This window comes from Arthrobacter sp. zg-Y919, from assembly GCF_030142045.1.
Classification (GTDB): Bacteria; Actinomycetota; Actinomycetes; order Actinomycetales; family Micrococcaceae; genus Arthrobacter_B.
The window spans coordinates 1,490,890-1,506,694 of sequence record NZ_CP126242.1 but is presented as its reverse complement, the minus strand read 5'-3'; the positions used below and the strand labels follow the sequence as shown (position 1 = coordinate 1,506,694).

The window sequence follows — 15,805 nt, the reverse complement described above, 5'->3', positions numbered from 1 at the left end:
TAGTGCGAGTAGATATTGTGTCGAAGGAATTCCCGCCGGAAATCTACGGGGGAGCAGGCGTTCACGTCGCCGAGCTCAGCCGTGTCCTGGCCGGAGAAGTAGATCTCCATGTGCATTGCTTCGGGGCCCCGCGCCCTGAGGATTTCCATGGAGCTAAAGTAAAGAGCTATGCGGTGCCGGCGGAACTGCAGTCGGCAAATCCCGCCGTCCAGACCCTGGGTACGGACCTTGAAATCCTGGGCGGACTGGCCGGGGCGGACCTGGTCCACTCGCATACTTGGTACGCGAACATGGCAGGCCATCTGGGGTCGCTGCTGCACGGTATTCCGCACGTCCTCAGTGCCCACAGCCTGGAGCCGCTGCGTCCGTGGAAGGCCGAGCAGCTCGGCGGGGGATACGCAGTGTCCTCCTGGGTGGAGAAAACCGCCTACGAGGCAGCCGCCGCGATCATCGCCGTGTCCGAAGGCATGCGCCAGGACATCCTGCGCAGCTACCCGGATGTGGACCCGGGCAAGGTCCGGGTGGTCCACAACGGCATCGATGTGCAGCAGTGGCAGCCGGATATCGACCCCGACGGCGTCCGCGCCTTCGACATTGATCCGGACCGCCCCAGCGTGGTCTTCGTCGGCCGCAATACCCGCCAGAAGGGTGTGCCGTACCTGCTCCGGGCCGCCGCGCTGCTGCCGCCGGAGGTCCAGCTGGTGCTGTGCCTGGGTGCTGCCGACACCCCGGAGCTGGCGGCGGAAACCGCCGTCCTCATCGAGGACCTGCGGCGCACCCGCACCGGCGTCGTGGTCATTGAGCGCATGCTGCCGCGCGCCGAGCTGATCAAGATCCTTTCCATCGCCACCGTCTTTGCCTGCCCGTCGGTCTACGAACCGCTGGGCATCGTGAACCTCGAGGCGATGGCCTGCGGCACCGCCGTCGTCGCCAGTGCAACCGGAGGCATTCCGGAAGTGGTGGATTCCGGCGTCACCGGTGTGCTGGTGCCCATCGACCAGGTCACCGACGGGACCGGCACGCCGCTGGACCCGGAGAAATTCGTACGCGACTTCGCCGAGGCGCTGACCTCCGTGGTCAGCGATCCGGCCCTCGCCCGGCAAATGGGTGAGGCCGGACGGGTCCGGGCAACCGAGCAGTTCTCCTGGGAGTCCATTGCCGAGGAAACCCTGGCTGTCTACCGGTCGGTCCTGGCGTAGCCAACCCCTTGTAGCCAACACAGCTAAACGCCGAAAGGGCGCCGCCGCACAGTGCGACGGCGCCCTTTCTGTGCCCGGACTGGGGTCTGGCACCTCGCCCTTCCGCACAGGGTCCCACCCGGTGGTGCTGTTGTGACCACCGTGACCCCAAGAGGTAACACCAGCCCCACCCAGTGGGACGCTGTGCACGAGCACTGGAGCCAGACACCCGGAACGCCGAAAGGGCGCCTCCGCAGTTGCGGAGGCGCCCTTTCTACCGGTGTTGCGTTACTTCCGGCCGGACTTCTTCTGCTCTGCCTTCTTCCGGGCAATCAGAACCTTCTCGTCCACCGGAGCGGCACCGCTGGCACGCAGCAGCCGCTGGTACTCCATGGCCTCGTCCTGGCGGATCTTTTCGGCACCCGAGGCAATCTTGGCCCGCAGGTGCTCCTGGCCGTAGCCGAAGGAATCGACCAGATCCAGGGCGTGCGGGCGGATCTTCGCCAGCAGCCGGTTGATGTACGGGCCCAGGGTGCGGGCACGCTGTGCGGACAGGCGGCCGTTCATGAGGTACCACCCAAGGTTCTTTTCGATCAGGCGCAGCCCGAACAGGTCGCGGACCCAGGTCATCACCTGCCGGGTGCCGGCGTCCTCCATCCGGTCCAGGGCCCGGGTGAAGGCTTCCCACTGAAGCAGCTCGGCGTGGGCACGCGCGGCTTCGATCAGGGCATGCTGGTTCTCATTGAACACCGCGGCGCCCTTTTCCTTCGGCAGCCCGCGGGCTTCCTTGAGGGCCGTGGCCACCTCCGCAACCATGGTGCCGACCCGGTCCGCCAGCAGGTCGTGCTGGGTCCGCGGATCGCGCAGGGCAATGGCGGATTTCTTCTCGGAGCCGGAGTCACGGAAGGACTGGGCAATCCGGCGCAGACCGGTGCGGTGCAGGGTGGCATCGGTGGCCTGTCCCACAACGTAGCGGGCGAGGACGCCGAAGTCCGCACCGGCGAATTCCTTGCCGTAGTCCGCGAGCAGGCGCTTGGCCACCAGCTGCAGCAGCACCGTGTTGTCGCCCTCGAACGTGGCGTAGATATCAAGGTCCGCGCGCAGGGCGGTGAACCGGTTCTCGGCCAGGAACCCGGCACCGCCGGTGGCTTCGCGGCATTCCTGCAGCGTGTCCAGGGCGTGCCAGGTGGACAGGGACTTCAGTCCGGCAGCGAGGGTTTCCAGGTCCTGGCGGTCTGCATCGGTGTCATGGGCGCCGGAGAAGACGTCGTCGAACTTATGCAGCAGTTCCTCGTGGGCGAAAGCGGCGGCAAACGTGGTGGCCAGCAGGGGGAGCAGGCGGCGCTGGTGCTGCTGGTAGTCCATCAGCACCTCTTCCTTGATGTCCGAGGCGCCGTTGAACTGGCGGCGCTCGGTGCCGTACTGGATGGCGGTCTTCAGGGCCAGCTTGCTGGCGTTGACTGCTGCGCCGTCGAGCGATACACGGCCCTGTACCAGGGTGCCGATCATGGTGAAGAAGCGGCGGCCGGGGCTGCTGATGTCCGAGGTGTAGGTACCGTCGGCGGCGACATCCCCGTACTTGTTGAGCAGGTTGGTCCGCGGGATGCGGACGTTGGAGAAGTGCAGCCGGCCGTTGTCGATGCCGTTCAGGCCGCCCTTGACGCCGTCATCCTCGCCCCCGATGCCGGGCAGGAACCCGTTGTCGTCCCGCAGGTCCACGTAGAACGCGTGCACGCCGTGGTCCACGCCCTTGGTGATGAGGTGAGCGAAGACGACGGCGGCCTTGCCGTTGACGGCGCCGTTGCCGATGTAGTCCTTCCAGGCAGCGCGGAAGGGGGTATTGATAACGAATTCTTCGGCCGCGGCGTCGTATTCGGCAGTGGTGGCGATGCTGGCAACATCGGAACCGTGTCCGGTTTCGGTCATGGCGAAGCAGCCCGGGATATCCAGGCTCATGATGCCCGGCAGCCACTTTTCGTGGTGCTCCCGGTTGCCCAGGTGCATCACGGCGGATCCGAAGAGGCCCCACTGCACGCCGGCCTTGATCTGCAGGGACGGATCAGCCACCACGAGTTCCGTGAAGCCGGCAACGTTAGCGCCGTGGCTGTCTTCGCCGCCCACGTACTTGGGGAAGGCGCCGTGGACGGACTTGCTGTCCACCAGGATCTTCAGCTGGTCCATGACCCGTTCGCGGTGCTCTGTATAGGTCAGCCCCGCGGGGGTCTGCATGGCTTCCATGCCGGCGAGCTTGCGGGCCGCCAGCCGCTTTTCAGCCCATTTGCCGAGCAGGACCCGGCCCAGCGCCTCGACGTCCACCACGGCGGCGTCATTGTCGCTGATGGTCGCGCTGGCCGGGAGCTGGCGTTCGGTGGGGGAGAGTGTTTGCGTCATTGCGTTTCCTTCTCGTGGTTGGAGACTGGGGTAGGTGAAGAAATCCGGGGAAGGGGCGAATGCCCCTGGTCGTAGCCGATGCCGTCAAAGAGCCAGGCGGTCAGCTGGTCAGTCATTTGTTCTTCGGTGGGTTTGTCCGGGCCCGGCGGCGCGGCAATCCAGCGTTCGCCCGCGGCACGGATCATCCCGAGGGCCGCGGCCGGCCAGTACGACGCCGTGGCGCTGGCATCCCGGGGTACCTCCCGGCCGGCCAGATAGTGGCGCATGGCCGAATCCATCATTGCCGTGATGGTTTCGAAGAAGTGCGAAAGGGTGGTGTCGAACTGCTGCTCCGTACCGCCGTCGGCAAGCCGGCCCGTGACGAACAGATATACGTTGGGCGAGGTCTCCGCCATCTGCAGGTAGGCCGACACCATGGCCCGCAGGCCGGAGCGGGCCGATGTTGCCGTGCGCCCCGCTTCCAGGATCTTCTCCTGCATCCGTGCCACGGCCACTTCGCCCATGGCTTTCTGCAGCCCGGCCTTGTCGCCGAAGTAGCGGTAGAAGACCGACTTCGAGGTGCCGGAGGCGGCCGCGATCTCTTCCATCGATGCCGCGCACCCGAGAGTGTGGACGGCCCGGCGCGCGGTTCGGATCAGGGTGCGGCGGCGTTCGGCCCGGTGGGCCTCCCAGCGGAGCGCGCGCCCGTCCGCGGCCGGGGCCGGCGCGGAAGGATCCCTCAGTGTGTTGTTCACGATACTGAGCGTATCAGGTACGCTGGGTAACAGTAACTAACGTCACACCCCCACCCATGGACTCCCAAGGAGAACGACGAATGGCTGCACAGCCTGAACCCGCACGAGCTACACCCACGAACAACGCCGCCGGGTCTTCGGTGCGCAAAGCAGTGGTCATCGGCGGTAACCGCATTCCCTTCGCCCGCTCGGGCGGCAAGTACACCTACAGCTCCAACCAGGACATGCTGACCGCAGCCCTCGACGGACTCGTTGCCCGCTTCGGCCTGCAGGGGGAGCGGATCGGCGAAGTCGCCGGCGGCGCTGTCCTCAAGCACTCCCGTGATTTCAACCTGACCCGCGAGGCGGTCCTGGGCTCGGCACTGTCGCCGGAGACCCCCGCCTACGATGTGCAGCAGGCCTGCGCCACCGGGCTGGAAACAGTGGTCAGCCTGGCCAATAAGATCAAGCTGGGGCAGCTCGAATCCGCCATTGCCGGCGGCGTCGACTCCGCCTCCGACGCGCCCATCGCCGTAAGCGAAGGCCTGCGCCGTGCCCTCCTGGACCTTTCCCGCGCCCGGACCACCAAACAGAAGCTGGCCGCCGTCGCAAGGATCCGCCCCAAGGACCTGTCCCCGAATGCACCGTCCACGGGCGAACCCCGCACGGGACTGTCCATGGGCGAGCACCAGGCCCTGACCACCGCACAGTGGAAGATCACCCGGGAGGCCCAGGATGAGCTGGCCTTCAACAGCCACCGCAACATGGCAGCCGCCTATGACCGCGGTTTCTTCGACGACCTGGTGACCCCGTACCGCGGCCTGGCCAAGGACGCGAACCTGCGGCCCGACACCAGCATGGAAAAGCTGGCCAAGCTGAAGCCCGCATTCGGCAAGAGCCTCGGCGACGAAGCCACCATGACGGCCGGCAACTCCACCCCGCTGACCGACGGCGCCTCCGTTGTCCTGCTGGGCTCCGAGGACTACGCCCGCGAACACGACCTGCCGATGCTCGCCAACATCGTCGATGCCGAAGCCGGCGCCGTCGACTTCGTCCACGGCAAGGACGGACTGCTGATGGCTCCGGCCTTTGCCGTGCCGCGCCTGCTGGCACGCCACAACCTGACCTTCGACGATTTCGACTTCTTCGAAATCCACGAGGCCTTCGCCGGAACCGTCCTTTCCACCCTTGCCGCCTGGGAGGATGAGGAATTCTGCCGGACCCGGCTGGGCCTGGATGCGCCGCTGGGCAGCATCGACCGCACCAAGCTGAACGTCAACGGCTCCTCGCTGGCTGCCGGACACCCCTTCGCCGCCACCGGCGGACGCATCGTTGCCTCGCTGGCGAAGATGCTCCACGAAAAGGGTTCAGGCCGCGGCCTGATCTCCATCTGCGCCGCCGGCGGCCAGGGCCTCGTCGCGATTCTCGAGGCACGCTGATCATGGCCGATACCTACCTCAACCTTGTCAACAGCGGCTTCACCAAGGAACTGTCCAAGAAGCTCGGCCTGCCCCGGCCCGCCATTCTGCGCCGCTTCGATCCCACCAAGCCCCTGGTGCCGGGACCGGTGCTGGTTCTCGGCAAGAGCGGTACCGCAGACGAGCTGTCCCGGCTCCTGCTCGACTGGGACCAGGACGTCCGCCGGCATGCGACGCCGAAGGAAAAGCTCGGCGCCATCCTGATCGTGCTTGACGACGCCGCGGCACCCACCGACCTGGGCGAACCGACCCTGGCAGCGGGCGCCGCCCTGCGCGACCTGGCCCCGGGCGGACGGGTCATCACCGTCTCCCGGCCCGCAGCGGAAGCCCAGGATCCGGCAGCCGCCGCGGCCCGTCAGGGTGTCGACGGCACGCTGCGCTCGATTGCCCACGAGCTGCGCGGCGGTGCGACCGCCAACGGCATCGTGCTGGCCAACGGCGTACAGGCATCAGCCCCGTCGGTGGCAGCCGCCCTGCGGTTCCTGCTCTCGGGCAAGAGCGCCTACGTCAGCGGCCAGTTCGTGACCGTCGGTTCGGATGCCGGAACCCTGCCCCTGGACTGGAACGCCCCGCTGGCCGGCAAGGTCGCCGTCGTTACCGGTGCCGCCCGCGGTATCGGTGCCGCCATCGCCCGGGTGCTGCACCGTGACGGCGCCTCCGTCATCGTGGTGGACGTACCTGCCGCAGGAGAACAGCTGGCGAAGGTTGCCAACGAGATTTCCGGCACCGCACTCCAGGTGGACATCACCCGCGAAGACGCGGCGGACCGGATCCTTGCCCACGCAGCCGAGCGTTACGGTCACTTGGACATCGTGATCCACAACGCCGGGATCACCCGTGACAAGCTTCTGGCCAACATGGACGAAGCGCGCTGGGGCTCGGTTATTGCCGTCAACATTGCCTCGCAGCTGCGGATGAACGAGACCTTCCTGGCCTCGGGCGGCTTCAGCCCGGAGGGCCGGATCGTCTCACTGGCCTCCACCAGCGGCATCGCCGGCAACCGCGGACAGACCAACTACGCAGCCTCCAAGGGCGGCGTCATTGGCATGGTCCGTGCAACGGCTCCGTTGCTGGCACCACGCGGCGGCTCCATCAACGCCGTCGCACCCGGCTTCATTGAAACCGATATGACGGCAGCTATTCCCGCCCTCACCCGGCAGGTGGCGCGCCGTCTGTCCAGCTTGCAGCAGGGCGGACTGCCCGTGGACGTGGCAGAGACCATTTCCTTCCTGGCCTCCGACGCCGCTGCCGGCGTCAACGGACAGGTAGTGCGCGTCTGCGGCCAGAACATGGTGGGCGCATGACCGACACACAGCTGAGTGAGATCCCCGCACTCGGACGGCTGTACGCCGGCGCGGTGGGCAGCGCGGCGAAGTCGCGGCTGTCACCGGCCAAGGGCACCGGCCTCCTGCCGGCGGACCGGCATGTGGTGCGCGGCGCCGCCGTGGACCTGGCCCGGCTCACCGATTTCCAGCGTCTGGTCCTGCACAGCGCCACCGACTACCTGCCCACCGGCTACGTGCACACGTTTGCCTTCCCCGTGGCGATGAGCCTGATGGCACGGGAGGACTTCCCGCTGCCGCTGCTGGGCATGGTGCACCTGCGTAACGAGGTGCAGCATTTCCGTCCGATCCATTACTCGGAACCCCTGACGGTGACGGCGTGGGCGGAGAACCTCGGCGGGCACCGGGCCGGAACGCAGGTGGAACTCGTCGCCGAAGTCACGGTGGAGGCCGACGGTGTTTCCGAGACCGTGTGGCGGGGCCGTTCCACATACCTGGCCAAGGGCGTTTTCCTGCCCAGGATTGACCGGCCGGACAAGTCAGCGGTACGCGCGGAATTCGTTCCGCCGCTCCCGACGGCGCTGTGGCGCCTGGGTGCCGATGCCGGCCGTAACTATGCCCGGGTCTCCGGGGACTTCAACCCCATCCACCTGAGCCGCTTGTCGGCGAAGGCACTGGGCATGAAACAGTCCCTGGCCCATGGCATGTACCTCGCATCCAGGGTTATCGGCGATACGGTGCAGACCCATGAGGGTCCGTTCCAGTGGAGCATTGACTTTGAGTCACCTGTGTTCCTGCCGGCCACCGTTGCCGTGACCATCTCCGACGATGAAACACCGGACGGGTGGACGGGTTCCAGCTTTACCGGCTGGAACCCGCGGTCCCAGCGCCGGCACTTCGCCGGCAGCGTGGTACCGCTGGCGTAGCCTGCGGACCGAGTCACCGCACGCCTGCTTCCGGTTCTGCCGGAAGCAGGCGTGCTTCGTTTTGGGCAGCGGTGCGCTGCTAAGGTTCCCTCATGATTGATGCTGCAGGGCTGCTCGTTACCGCTAAGGAACTCGACGCGGCGGATCCCCTCGCCGGGTACCGTGACCGTTTCCTTCCTGCGGACGGTGTCCGTGCGTATCTGGACGGAAATTCGCTGGGACGCCCCCTGCGCGCCACTGCGGAAAACCTGCAGGATTTCGTCACCCGGCAGTGGGGCGGACGGCTGATCCGGGGCTGGGACGAGCAGTGGCTGGAGCTGCCCGGCGTAATCGGCGACCAGCTGGGGGAGGTGGCCCTTGGAGCTGCGCCCGGACAATGCATCGTGGCGGACTCCACCACCGTCCTGCTGTACAAACTGGCCCGCGCCGCTGTTGCCGCCCGGCCCGGCCGTACTGAAATCCTGCTCGATGCGGACAATTTCCCGACGGACCGGTACGTCCTGGAAGGCGTGGCCCGCGAATGCGGCCTCACCCTGCGGTGGGTGCCCGCCGGGTACGCGGGAGGGGTCACCGCAGAAGCAGTGGCGGACGCCGTCGGACCACAGACGGCACTGGCCGTTTTCAGCCACGTGGCCTACCGGTCGGGCTACCTTGCCGATGCAGCGGCCATCAACAACGTGGTGCACGACGCCGGCGGCCTGGTTCTCTGGGACCTGTGCCATTCTGTGGGGGTTGTGCCCGCCGAGCTGGACGCAGACGGCACGGACTACGCCGTGGGCTGCAGCTATAAGTACCTCAACGGGGGACCGGGCGCTCCGGCCTGGGCCTACGTGGCAGCCCGCCACCAGGAGGATTTCTCGCAGCCCATCCAGGGATGGCTGGGTTCCGATGACCCGTTCGGCATGGCGCAGGGCTATGTTCCTGCGACGGGCATCCGGCGCCTGGTCTCGGGCACCCCGCCTATTCTCGGCATGCTCGCCATGCAGGACATGATTGCCCTGATCCGCGAGGCCGGGATGGCTGCCGTCCGCGCCAAGTCGCAGGCCCTCACCGAATACGCCGTCACCGCAACCGATGCGCTGCTGGCGCCGCGCGGCGTCGTGCTGGCCTCGCCGCGCGACCCGGACCGGCGCGGCAGCCACATCACCGTCGACCATCCGAAGTTCAAGGCCGCCACGGCGGCGCTCTGGAAGCAGGGCATCATTCCGGACTACCGCAATCCGGACGGCATCAGGCTGGGGCTCTCACCCCTGTCCACCTCCTTTACGGAGACCTTTACCGGGATTGAAGCGATTCTGGCCGAGCTCTAGGCGCACGCGGATACCCGTTGCCATCCGCCCGTCTACGGGCCACCCTTCGGGCATGACCAAATACCTCATCTCCTTTCCGAGCGAAGCCATGGTACTCACCGACGAGGAGTTTCCGGTTGTTGCAGCCGATTCGCGCGCCGTCATCAGGGAGGCAAAAGCGGCCGGTGTGTATATCTTCGGCGGTGGGATCGAGGAAAAGGTGGATCCCGTGATTGTCTCCGCCGACGGATCCGTGAACCCCGAAATCTATCCCGGCAGCCACCTCTTGGGCGGCTTCACTGTCCTGGAGCTGCCGACCCGTGAGGACGCAGTGGAGTGGGCCCGAAAGATAGCGGTGTCCTGCCGTTGTGCGCAGGAGCTCCGCGAGTTCATGTTTGATCCGGAAAGCTAGGCCTCAGGCCTGGCCCGCTTTGACCGCCAGGACGGGGCAGGCAGCCTCCAGCAGCACGCGCTGGGACGTGCTGCCAAGGAAAAGCTTGCCTACCGGTGTCCGGTGCCGGATTCCCAGCACCACCAGCTGGGCGCCGTGGTTTTCCGAGGCCTTCAGAATTTCCTCGGAGGCATCGAAGTCACCCATTGGGTGAAGCAGAACGTGCGACACCCCACTGCCGTCCAGGACACTGGTCAGTGCCTTGAGATAGTCCGGGGTATGTTCGGGCCGGGGTTTGCGCGTGCTTTCGACGTTGACCACCACGAGTCCGGTGGCCAGGTCACGGGCTGCACGGATCGCAGCGCGCAGCGCTGCCTCCCCTTCCGGGGTGGGGACGAATCCGACGACGACGCTCATGGCTTCCTTCTTCCTGCCTCCTCCATCGCTGATCCCCTCAACTCAGCTGCGATGGGTCGCTGAAGCGGGTTTTGCGGGCCTTCACTGCGCGGTTCCAGATCCAGGTGAGCAGCCACAGCACCAGGCCGAGCAGCAGCAGCAGCCCGGCGATCCGGTACTCGATGGCGTCCTGCGCCCACGGGCCGATCAGGAAGGCGCAGGTCAGGGCACCGATGAAAGGCATCACCCGAGGGGAGTGGAAGTGGGCACGCTCGGACGGGATCCTGCGCAGGACAATGCAGGCAATGTTGACCACCGTAAACACGCCCAGCAGCAGCAGCGCGGTCGTGCCGCCAAGCGCCGTCACCGTTTCCCGGCCCATGAAGTTGGTGACCACAATGATCAAACCGACCGCGATCGCCGTCGTAAAGGCGATGGAGGCCCAGGGGGTGCGCCGTCCGGGGAGGACGGAGGAGAGCCCCCGTGGCAGCACGTCCTGCTTCGCCATGCCGTAGAGCAGGCGGCTCGCCATCAGCATGTTGATCAGGGCGGTGTTGGCGACGGCGAAAATCGACAGGAACGGATAGATGACGTCCACGGGCAGGTTGGGTGCGCCGGCCCGCACCACTTCCAGCAGCGGGGTGGCGGACTCGGAGAGTTGTCCCACCGGCACCACGGCCACGGCAGCCACCGAGACCAGGAGATAGACACAAACGGTGATCGTCAGGCCGGTGAGCATCACCTTGGGGAAAATCCGGACGGGGTCATGCGTTTCCTCGGCCATGTTTACCGAGTCCTCGAAACCGACCATGGAGAAGAACGCCAGGGCCGTGGCTCCGGTGAGGGCGAGGAACACGCTTTTGCCCGCTTCGGTTTCGAACACGACCACCCGGGAGAAATCCGCGTTGCCCTGGCTCATGGCCCAGAACCCGATGGCGATGACTATCAGCAGTCCGGTCAGTTCGATGGCGGTCAGCACGATGTTGAACTTCACGCTTTCCGCCGCGCCCCTCAGGTTAACGGCGGCCAGCAACAGCATAAAGATGACCGCGATCCAGGTGACGCCGGTCTGCCCCCACTCCAGGTCGAACCCCACAATGAAGTTCTCGGCCAGGAACTTGGAAGCCGTTGAAGCGGAGGTTATACCCGAGCAGAGCACGGCGAATGTCACCAGGAACGTCAGGAAGTGCACGCCGAAGGCCTTGTGCGTGTACAGCGCGGCACCGGCGGCCTGCGGATATTTGGTCACCAGTTCCAGATACGAAAAGGCGGTGATCGTGGCCACCGCAAACGCCAGGAGGATGGGCGCCCATGCCGCGCCGCCGATCTCGCCGGCCACCTGTCCGGTAAGCGCGTAGACACCGGTTCCCAGAATGTCGCCGACAATGAACAGCAGCAGCAGTTTGGTGCCCATGACCCGCTTTAGCTCGGTCTGGCCTGTCTCAGACTTGGTGTCAGCCATGGCTGTCCTTCCGGACGTTCCCTGATACCGCGTTGGGACGTATTCTGCGCGGTGGGTGCCGGGTCTGGCAATGGGATGCACTGACGGCCTACGCGGGTGCCCCGGGAATCACCCGGACAGCTCCGATCCGCCGCCGCCGCACGCCTAGGACCTCGAGCCGGCAGCCCGGGGCCGGTACGGTGTCGCCGGGCCGTGCCACCCGCCCCAGCTGGTCCAGGATGTATCCGGCAACCGTTTCATACTGGCCCTCCGGCAGTCCGACGCCGGTCAGCCGTTCGAATTCCTGCAGAATGAGTGCCCCGTCCACCACCAGCTGTCCCTTTTCCCGGTGGTAGCGGTCCTCGGGGTCCTCGCCGGTGTCGAACTCGTCATAGATTTCCCCCACCAGCTCCTCCACCAGGTCTTCGAGCGTGACTATGCCGTCCGTGCCGCCGTATTCGTCGGCCACTACCGCGATATGGCTGTTCCCCCGGCGCATCCGGCCCAACGAGGGCAGCACTGCCGCTGTCCCGGGCAGGAACAGGATCGGGCGCAGGATGTCGGCGACGGTACGCCGGTCCGGTTCCGGACCTTCAGGGTCCGGCATGAGATCCCGGACGTGGATGAACCCCACAATGTCATCCACCGAGGCACCGGTGACCGGATAACGGGAATAGGGCTGGTGCCGCACCTGGTGAAGTGCCTCGTCCAAGCGAAGGTCCGCCCGGACAAACACCACTTCGGTCCGGGGCCGCATCACCTCCTGCACCAGCCGCGTACCCGCCCCAAAGACGTCGTTGAGGATCCGCCGGCTGTCCTCGGCCAGCATCGGGCTGGCGGCCACCATGTCCCAGAGCTCCTCGCTGCTCACCGGCACGGTCCTGGCCTCCGGGTTTCCGCCCAGCAACCGCACCACGGTGTCCGTGGAGAAGGAGAGGAGCCGGATGACGGGACGCATAAGCACCGCAAACAGGTTCAGTCCGGGGGAGAGGACCCGGGCAAAAAGCACCGCGTTCTGCATGGCCAGCCGTTTGGGGACCAGCTCGGAGAACACCAGGGACAGGTACGCCACGGCCAGCGTCAGGAGGATGAACGCCGTCGCCTCCGCTGCAGGCTGCGCCAGGCCCCACTGCCGCAGCAGCGGAACCACCGTCGGAGCCAGGGCGGAGGCACCATAGGCCGCAGAGAAGAAACCGGCGAGAGTCACGCCGATCTGGATCGCCGACAGGAACAGGTTGGGATTGCGGGCCAGGTGCGCGGTGCGCCTGCCCTGCTTCCCACTCCGTTCTATGCCGCTGAGCTGGCTCTCGCGCAGGGTGACCAATGCCATTTCCGCGGCGGCGAAGATTCCGCCCACCAGGATAAAGAACACCACCAGGAGGAGATTTACGACTGCACTGACGTCCATGCTGCGAGCGTATCGAAGGGCGGCGGGGCATGTGAGGCAAAGATCACATGGCACCGTTTCAGGCAAACAAAAAAGTCCTCCCGGAATCCGTAGATTCCAGGAGGACTTCACTGTGCGCGGAGGGGGACTTGAACCCCCACCCTCGTTAGAGGACTAGCACCTCAAGCTAGCGCGTCTGCCATTCCGCCACCCGCGCAGAGGTGGTTTTGCCGGTGTTCTTACGCCGTTTCCGTCGTTCGAAACCTTCAAAAGCAACGGAAAAAACTCTAACACGGTTTGGCCGGGAACCACGAATCGGCCCTAGCCACGGGCAGGAAACGGTCATGTGGCGGCAAATAACCGCCCGTCACACCCCGGCTCTGGCTAAGCTGGCTGCACAGTTCACCGAAGGAGAAGACCATGCCTGATGACATCCGCGCCGATCTGCCCCGTGCCGAAGATGAGGTGGCCCGGATCTGCCAGGAGCTCATCCGCTTTGACACCTCCAACTTCGGAGACAATTCCGGTCCAGGGGAGCGCGCCGCAGCTGAGTACACCGCGGGCCTGATCGAGGAAGCCGGACTGTCCGCCGATCTCTTCGAGTCTGCCCCGGGGCGGGCCTCCGTGGTCACCCGGATGGAAGGCACCGACTCCTCCCTGCCCGCCCTCGTGGTGCACGGCCACCTTGACGTGGTGCCGGCGCAGAAAGAGGACTGGACCGTGGACCCGTTCAGCGGCGAGGAACGGGACGGACTGATCTGGGGCCGCGGCGCCGTGGACATGAAGGACATGGATGCCATGATCCTGTCCGTGATGCGGTCCATGGCCGCCACCGGAACCCGGCCGCGGCGGGACATTGTCTTCGCGTTCTTTGCCGACGAGGAGGCCGGCGGCGACTACGGCGCCCGCTGGGCGGTTGAGCACCGGCCGGAACTGTTCGACGGTGCCACCGAGGCCATCTCCGAGGTGGGCGGCTTCTCCGCGACCATCGGCGGACAGCGGACGTACCTGCTGCAGACAGCCGAAAAGGGGATTTCCTGGCTGCGCCTGGTGGCCCACGGCCGGGCCGGCCACGGCTCCCAGATCAATACCGACAACGCGGTCACCCAGCTGGCGCGGGCTGTTGCCAACATCGGCAGCCACCCCTGGCCCATTGAACTGACGGACACCACCCGTGCCTTCCTGGACGGCGTCACGGAACTGACCGGCGTCGAGTTCGATCCGGACAACCCCGACCGGATCCTCGCGGAACTGGGCACCGTGGCCCGCTTTGTCGGTGCCACACTGCAGAACACGTCCAACCCGACGGTCCTGAAGGCCGGCTACAAGCACAATGTCATCCCCGGCACTGCCGAGGCCCTCATCGATGCCCGCACCCTGCCCGGCCAGGAGGAGCAGGTGCTCGCCACCATCCGCGAACTCGCCGGCGACGGCATCGACATCAGCTACGAGCACCAGGATGTGTCCCTCGAGGTGCCGTTCAAGGGCAACCTCGTGGATTCGATGATCTCCGCACTGCAGGCCGAGGATCCAGGGGCGCCGGTGCTGCCCTACACGCTTTCCGGCGGTACGGACAACAAGTCGCTCAGCCGCCTGGGCATCACCGGGTACGGTTTTGCCCCGCTGCGCCTGCCGGAGGATCTGGACTTCACCGGCATGTTCCACGGCGTCGATGAACGGGTGCCGGTGGATTCGCTGAAGTTCGGCACACGGGTACTGTCCCGCCTGCTGACCCGGTACTAAGCCCCGTTCGAAGGAGAGCCCTGTGCAGGCCACCGAAATCCTGACCCCGGAACTGCTGTCGCGGCTGCGGTCCCGTGCCGCCGGTTATGACGAGGACAATAGTTTCTTCACGGAGGACCTGGAAGACCTGCGCGCAGCGGGCTACCTCGCCCTGTTCACCTCCCCGGACAGGGGAGGGGCCGGCATGGGGATTCCCGACGTCGTCTCCTGCCAGCGGCTCCTGGCCTCCGCCGCTCCCGCCACAGCACTGGCGGTGAACATGCACCTGGTCTGGTGCGGTGTGGCGCATTTGTTGGCACTGCAGGGTGATGACTCGCTGGATTTCGTGCTGCGTGAAGCCGCAGCAGGAGAGCTCTTTGCCTTCGGGGTGTCGGAGCCGGGGAACCCCGCCGTGCTCTTCGATTCGCATACCGAGGCCCTCCCCACGGACGGCGGCGGTTATGCCTTCACCGGCACCAAGATATTCACCAGCCTGTCCCCGGCCTGGACACGGCTGGGCATCTTCGGGAAGGACTCCTCGGACCCGGAGGAGCCGCGGCTGGTGTTCGGCTTCGCCGACCGCGGGACCGCGGGGATCACCATCGCGGACGACTGGAACACCATGGGCATGCGGGCCAGCCAGTCCTGCACCACCCGCCTGGACAATGCAGTGGTGCCGGGGGAGCGGATGGTCCGTACGACGCCGGTGGGTCCGCACCGGGATCCCTTCGTCTTCTGGATCTTCGCGCTGTTCGAGACGCTGTTGTCCGCGGTCTACACGGGAATCGGAGACCGGGCAGTGGAACTGGCCGTTGAGGCTGCCACAGGCCGCGTTTCGCGGGAGGGTGCACCGGCGTCGGCAGACCCCGGCACCCGGTGGAAGATTGCGGACGCCGCACTACGGATGGACGGCGTGCATCTGCAGCTCGGCGCGGTCGCCCGGGACCTGGAGGACGGCACCGACCACGGGACGTATTGGTTCCCGCTGCTTTCCGGCCTGAAGTACCGGAGCACCGAAACGGCCCGCGGCGTGGTCGAAACCGCCGTCCGGGTTGCCGGCGGACGCAGCTATTTCCGGGGTGCCGAACTGGAACGCCTCTACCGGGACGTCCTCGCCGGGATGTTCCACCCCTCGAGTGAGGATTCGGTCCATGCCAGCGTGGCCAACGCGGTTCTGGGGCCGGTGGAGTGAGGCCCCGCAGAAGATGCG

13 protein-coding genes and 1 tRNA gene are annotated in these 15,805 nt (G+C 66.3%); 8 read left to right on the top strand and 6 right to left on the bottom strand.

Going from position 1 to position 15,805, the window contains the following annotated elements; translation table 11 throughout:
* The first annotated feature begins 2 nt into the window (after positions 1–2).
* Positions 3–1,199 carry a glycogen synthase gene (glgA, locus tag QNO10_RS07155; protein WP_229948327.1) on the top strand — a complete coding sequence of 399 codons (1,197 nt, stop codon included), beginning with the start codon at positions 3–5 and terminating at the stop codon, positions 1,197–1,199.
* Positions 1,200–1,466: 267 nt separating this feature from the next.
* On the opposite strand, the gene QNO10_RS07150 is transcribed toward glgA, so the two are convergent.
* Together QNO10_RS07150 and QNO10_RS07145 are read right to left on the bottom strand one after the other, a co-directional pair.
* Positions 1,467–3,569, bottom strand: coding sequence for an acyl-CoA dehydrogenase family protein (locus tag QNO10_RS07150; protein WP_229948329.1), 2,103 nt, complete (start codon positions 3,567–3,569; stop codon positions 1,467–1,469).
* Positions 3,566–4,303, bottom strand: coding sequence for a TetR/AcrR family transcriptional regulator (locus QNO10_RS07145; RefSeq protein WP_229948331.1), 738 nt, complete (start codon positions 4,301–4,303; stop codon positions 3,566–3,568). The genes QNO10_RS07150 and QNO10_RS07145 overlap by 4 nt, the downstream gene beginning before the upstream one ends.
* 80 nt (positions 4,304–4,383) lie before the next feature.
* Here QNO10_RS07145 and QNO10_RS07140 point away from each other — a divergent pair, with 80 nt between their 5' ends.
* The 5 genes from QNO10_RS07140 (at position 4,384) to QNO10_RS07120 (ending at position 9,670) form a co-directional block, all read left to right on the top strand.
* A complete protein-coding gene (locus QNO10_RS07140) occupies positions 4,384–5,721 on the top strand; it encodes an acetyl-CoA C-acetyltransferase (RefSeq protein WP_229948333.1) in 1,338 nt (445 codons plus the stop codon).
* Positions 5,722–5,723: 2 nt separating this feature from the next.
* Entirely contained in the window at positions 5,724–7,064 is a 1,341-nt protein-coding gene (locus QNO10_RS07135) for a 3-oxoacyl-ACP reductase (RefSeq protein WP_229948335.1), read from the top strand.
* Complete coding sequence (locus QNO10_RS07130) at positions 7,061–7,969, top strand: MaoC/PaaZ C-terminal domain-containing protein (RefSeq protein ID WP_229948337.1); 909 nt, start codon at positions 7,061–7,063, stop codon at positions 7,967–7,969. The genes QNO10_RS07135 and QNO10_RS07130 overlap by 4 nt, the downstream gene beginning before the upstream one ends.
* A gap of 92 nt (positions 7,970–8,061) precedes the next feature.
* Positions 8,062–9,279 carry a kynureninase gene (locus QNO10_RS07125; protein ID WP_229948339.1) on the top strand — a complete coding sequence of 406 codons (1,218 nt, stop codon included), beginning with the start codon at positions 8,062–8,064 and terminating at the stop codon, positions 9,277–9,279.
* Positions 9,280–9,331: 52 nt separating this feature from the next.
* Positions 9,332–9,670: a YciI family protein gene (locus QNO10_RS07120; RefSeq protein ID WP_229948341.1), complete on the top strand. Its 339-nt coding sequence runs from the start codon at positions 9,332–9,334 to the stop codon at positions 9,668–9,670.
* Positions 9,671–9,673: 3 nt separating this feature from the next.
* Here QNO10_RS07120 and QNO10_RS07115 read toward each other — a convergent pair whose 3' ends face one another.
* The 4 genes from QNO10_RS07115 to QNO10_RS07100 all read right to left on the bottom strand — a co-directional run bounded on the left by QNO10_RS07115 (position 9,674) and on the right by QNO10_RS07100 (position 13,090).
* Positions 9,674–10,066, bottom strand: coding sequence for a universal stress protein (locus QNO10_RS07115; protein WP_229948343.1), 393 nt, complete (start codon positions 10,064–10,066; stop codon positions 9,674–9,676).
* Between the two features lie 37 nt (positions 10,067–10,103).
* A complete protein-coding gene (locus QNO10_RS07110; RefSeq protein ID WP_229948345.1) occupies positions 10,104–11,507 on the bottom strand; it encodes an APC family permease in 1,404 nt (467 codons plus the stop codon).
* A gap of 88 nt (positions 11,508–11,595) precedes the next feature.
* The gene (locus QNO10_RS07105) at positions 11,596–12,894 is read right to left on the bottom strand and encodes a hemolysin family protein (protein ID WP_229948347.1); all 1,299 of its coding nucleotides are present in this window, start codon (positions 12,892–12,894) and stop codon (positions 11,596–11,598) included.
* A 113-nt stretch (positions 12,895–13,007) separates the two neighbouring features.
* A tRNA-Leu gene (locus tag QNO10_RS07100) sits at positions 13,008–13,090 on the bottom strand.
* 203 nt (positions 13,091–13,293) lie between these two features.
* Between QNO10_RS07100 and QNO10_RS07095 the strand changes: the two genes are divergently transcribed.
* Together QNO10_RS07095 and QNO10_RS07090 are read left to right on the top strand one after the other, a co-directional pair.
* Positions 13,294–14,616 (top strand): M20/M25/M40 family metallo-hydrolase, encoded by a 1,323-nt coding sequence (locus QNO10_RS07095; RefSeq protein ID WP_229948348.1) that lies wholly within the window; start codon positions 13,294–13,296, stop codon positions 14,614–14,616.
* 22 nt (positions 14,617–14,638) lie between these two features.
* Positions 14,639–15,787, top strand: coding sequence for an acyl-CoA dehydrogenase family protein (locus QNO10_RS07090; protein WP_229948349.1), 1,149 nt, complete (start codon positions 14,639–14,641; stop codon positions 15,785–15,787).
* The last annotated feature ends 18 nt before the right edge of the window (positions 15,788–15,805 follow it).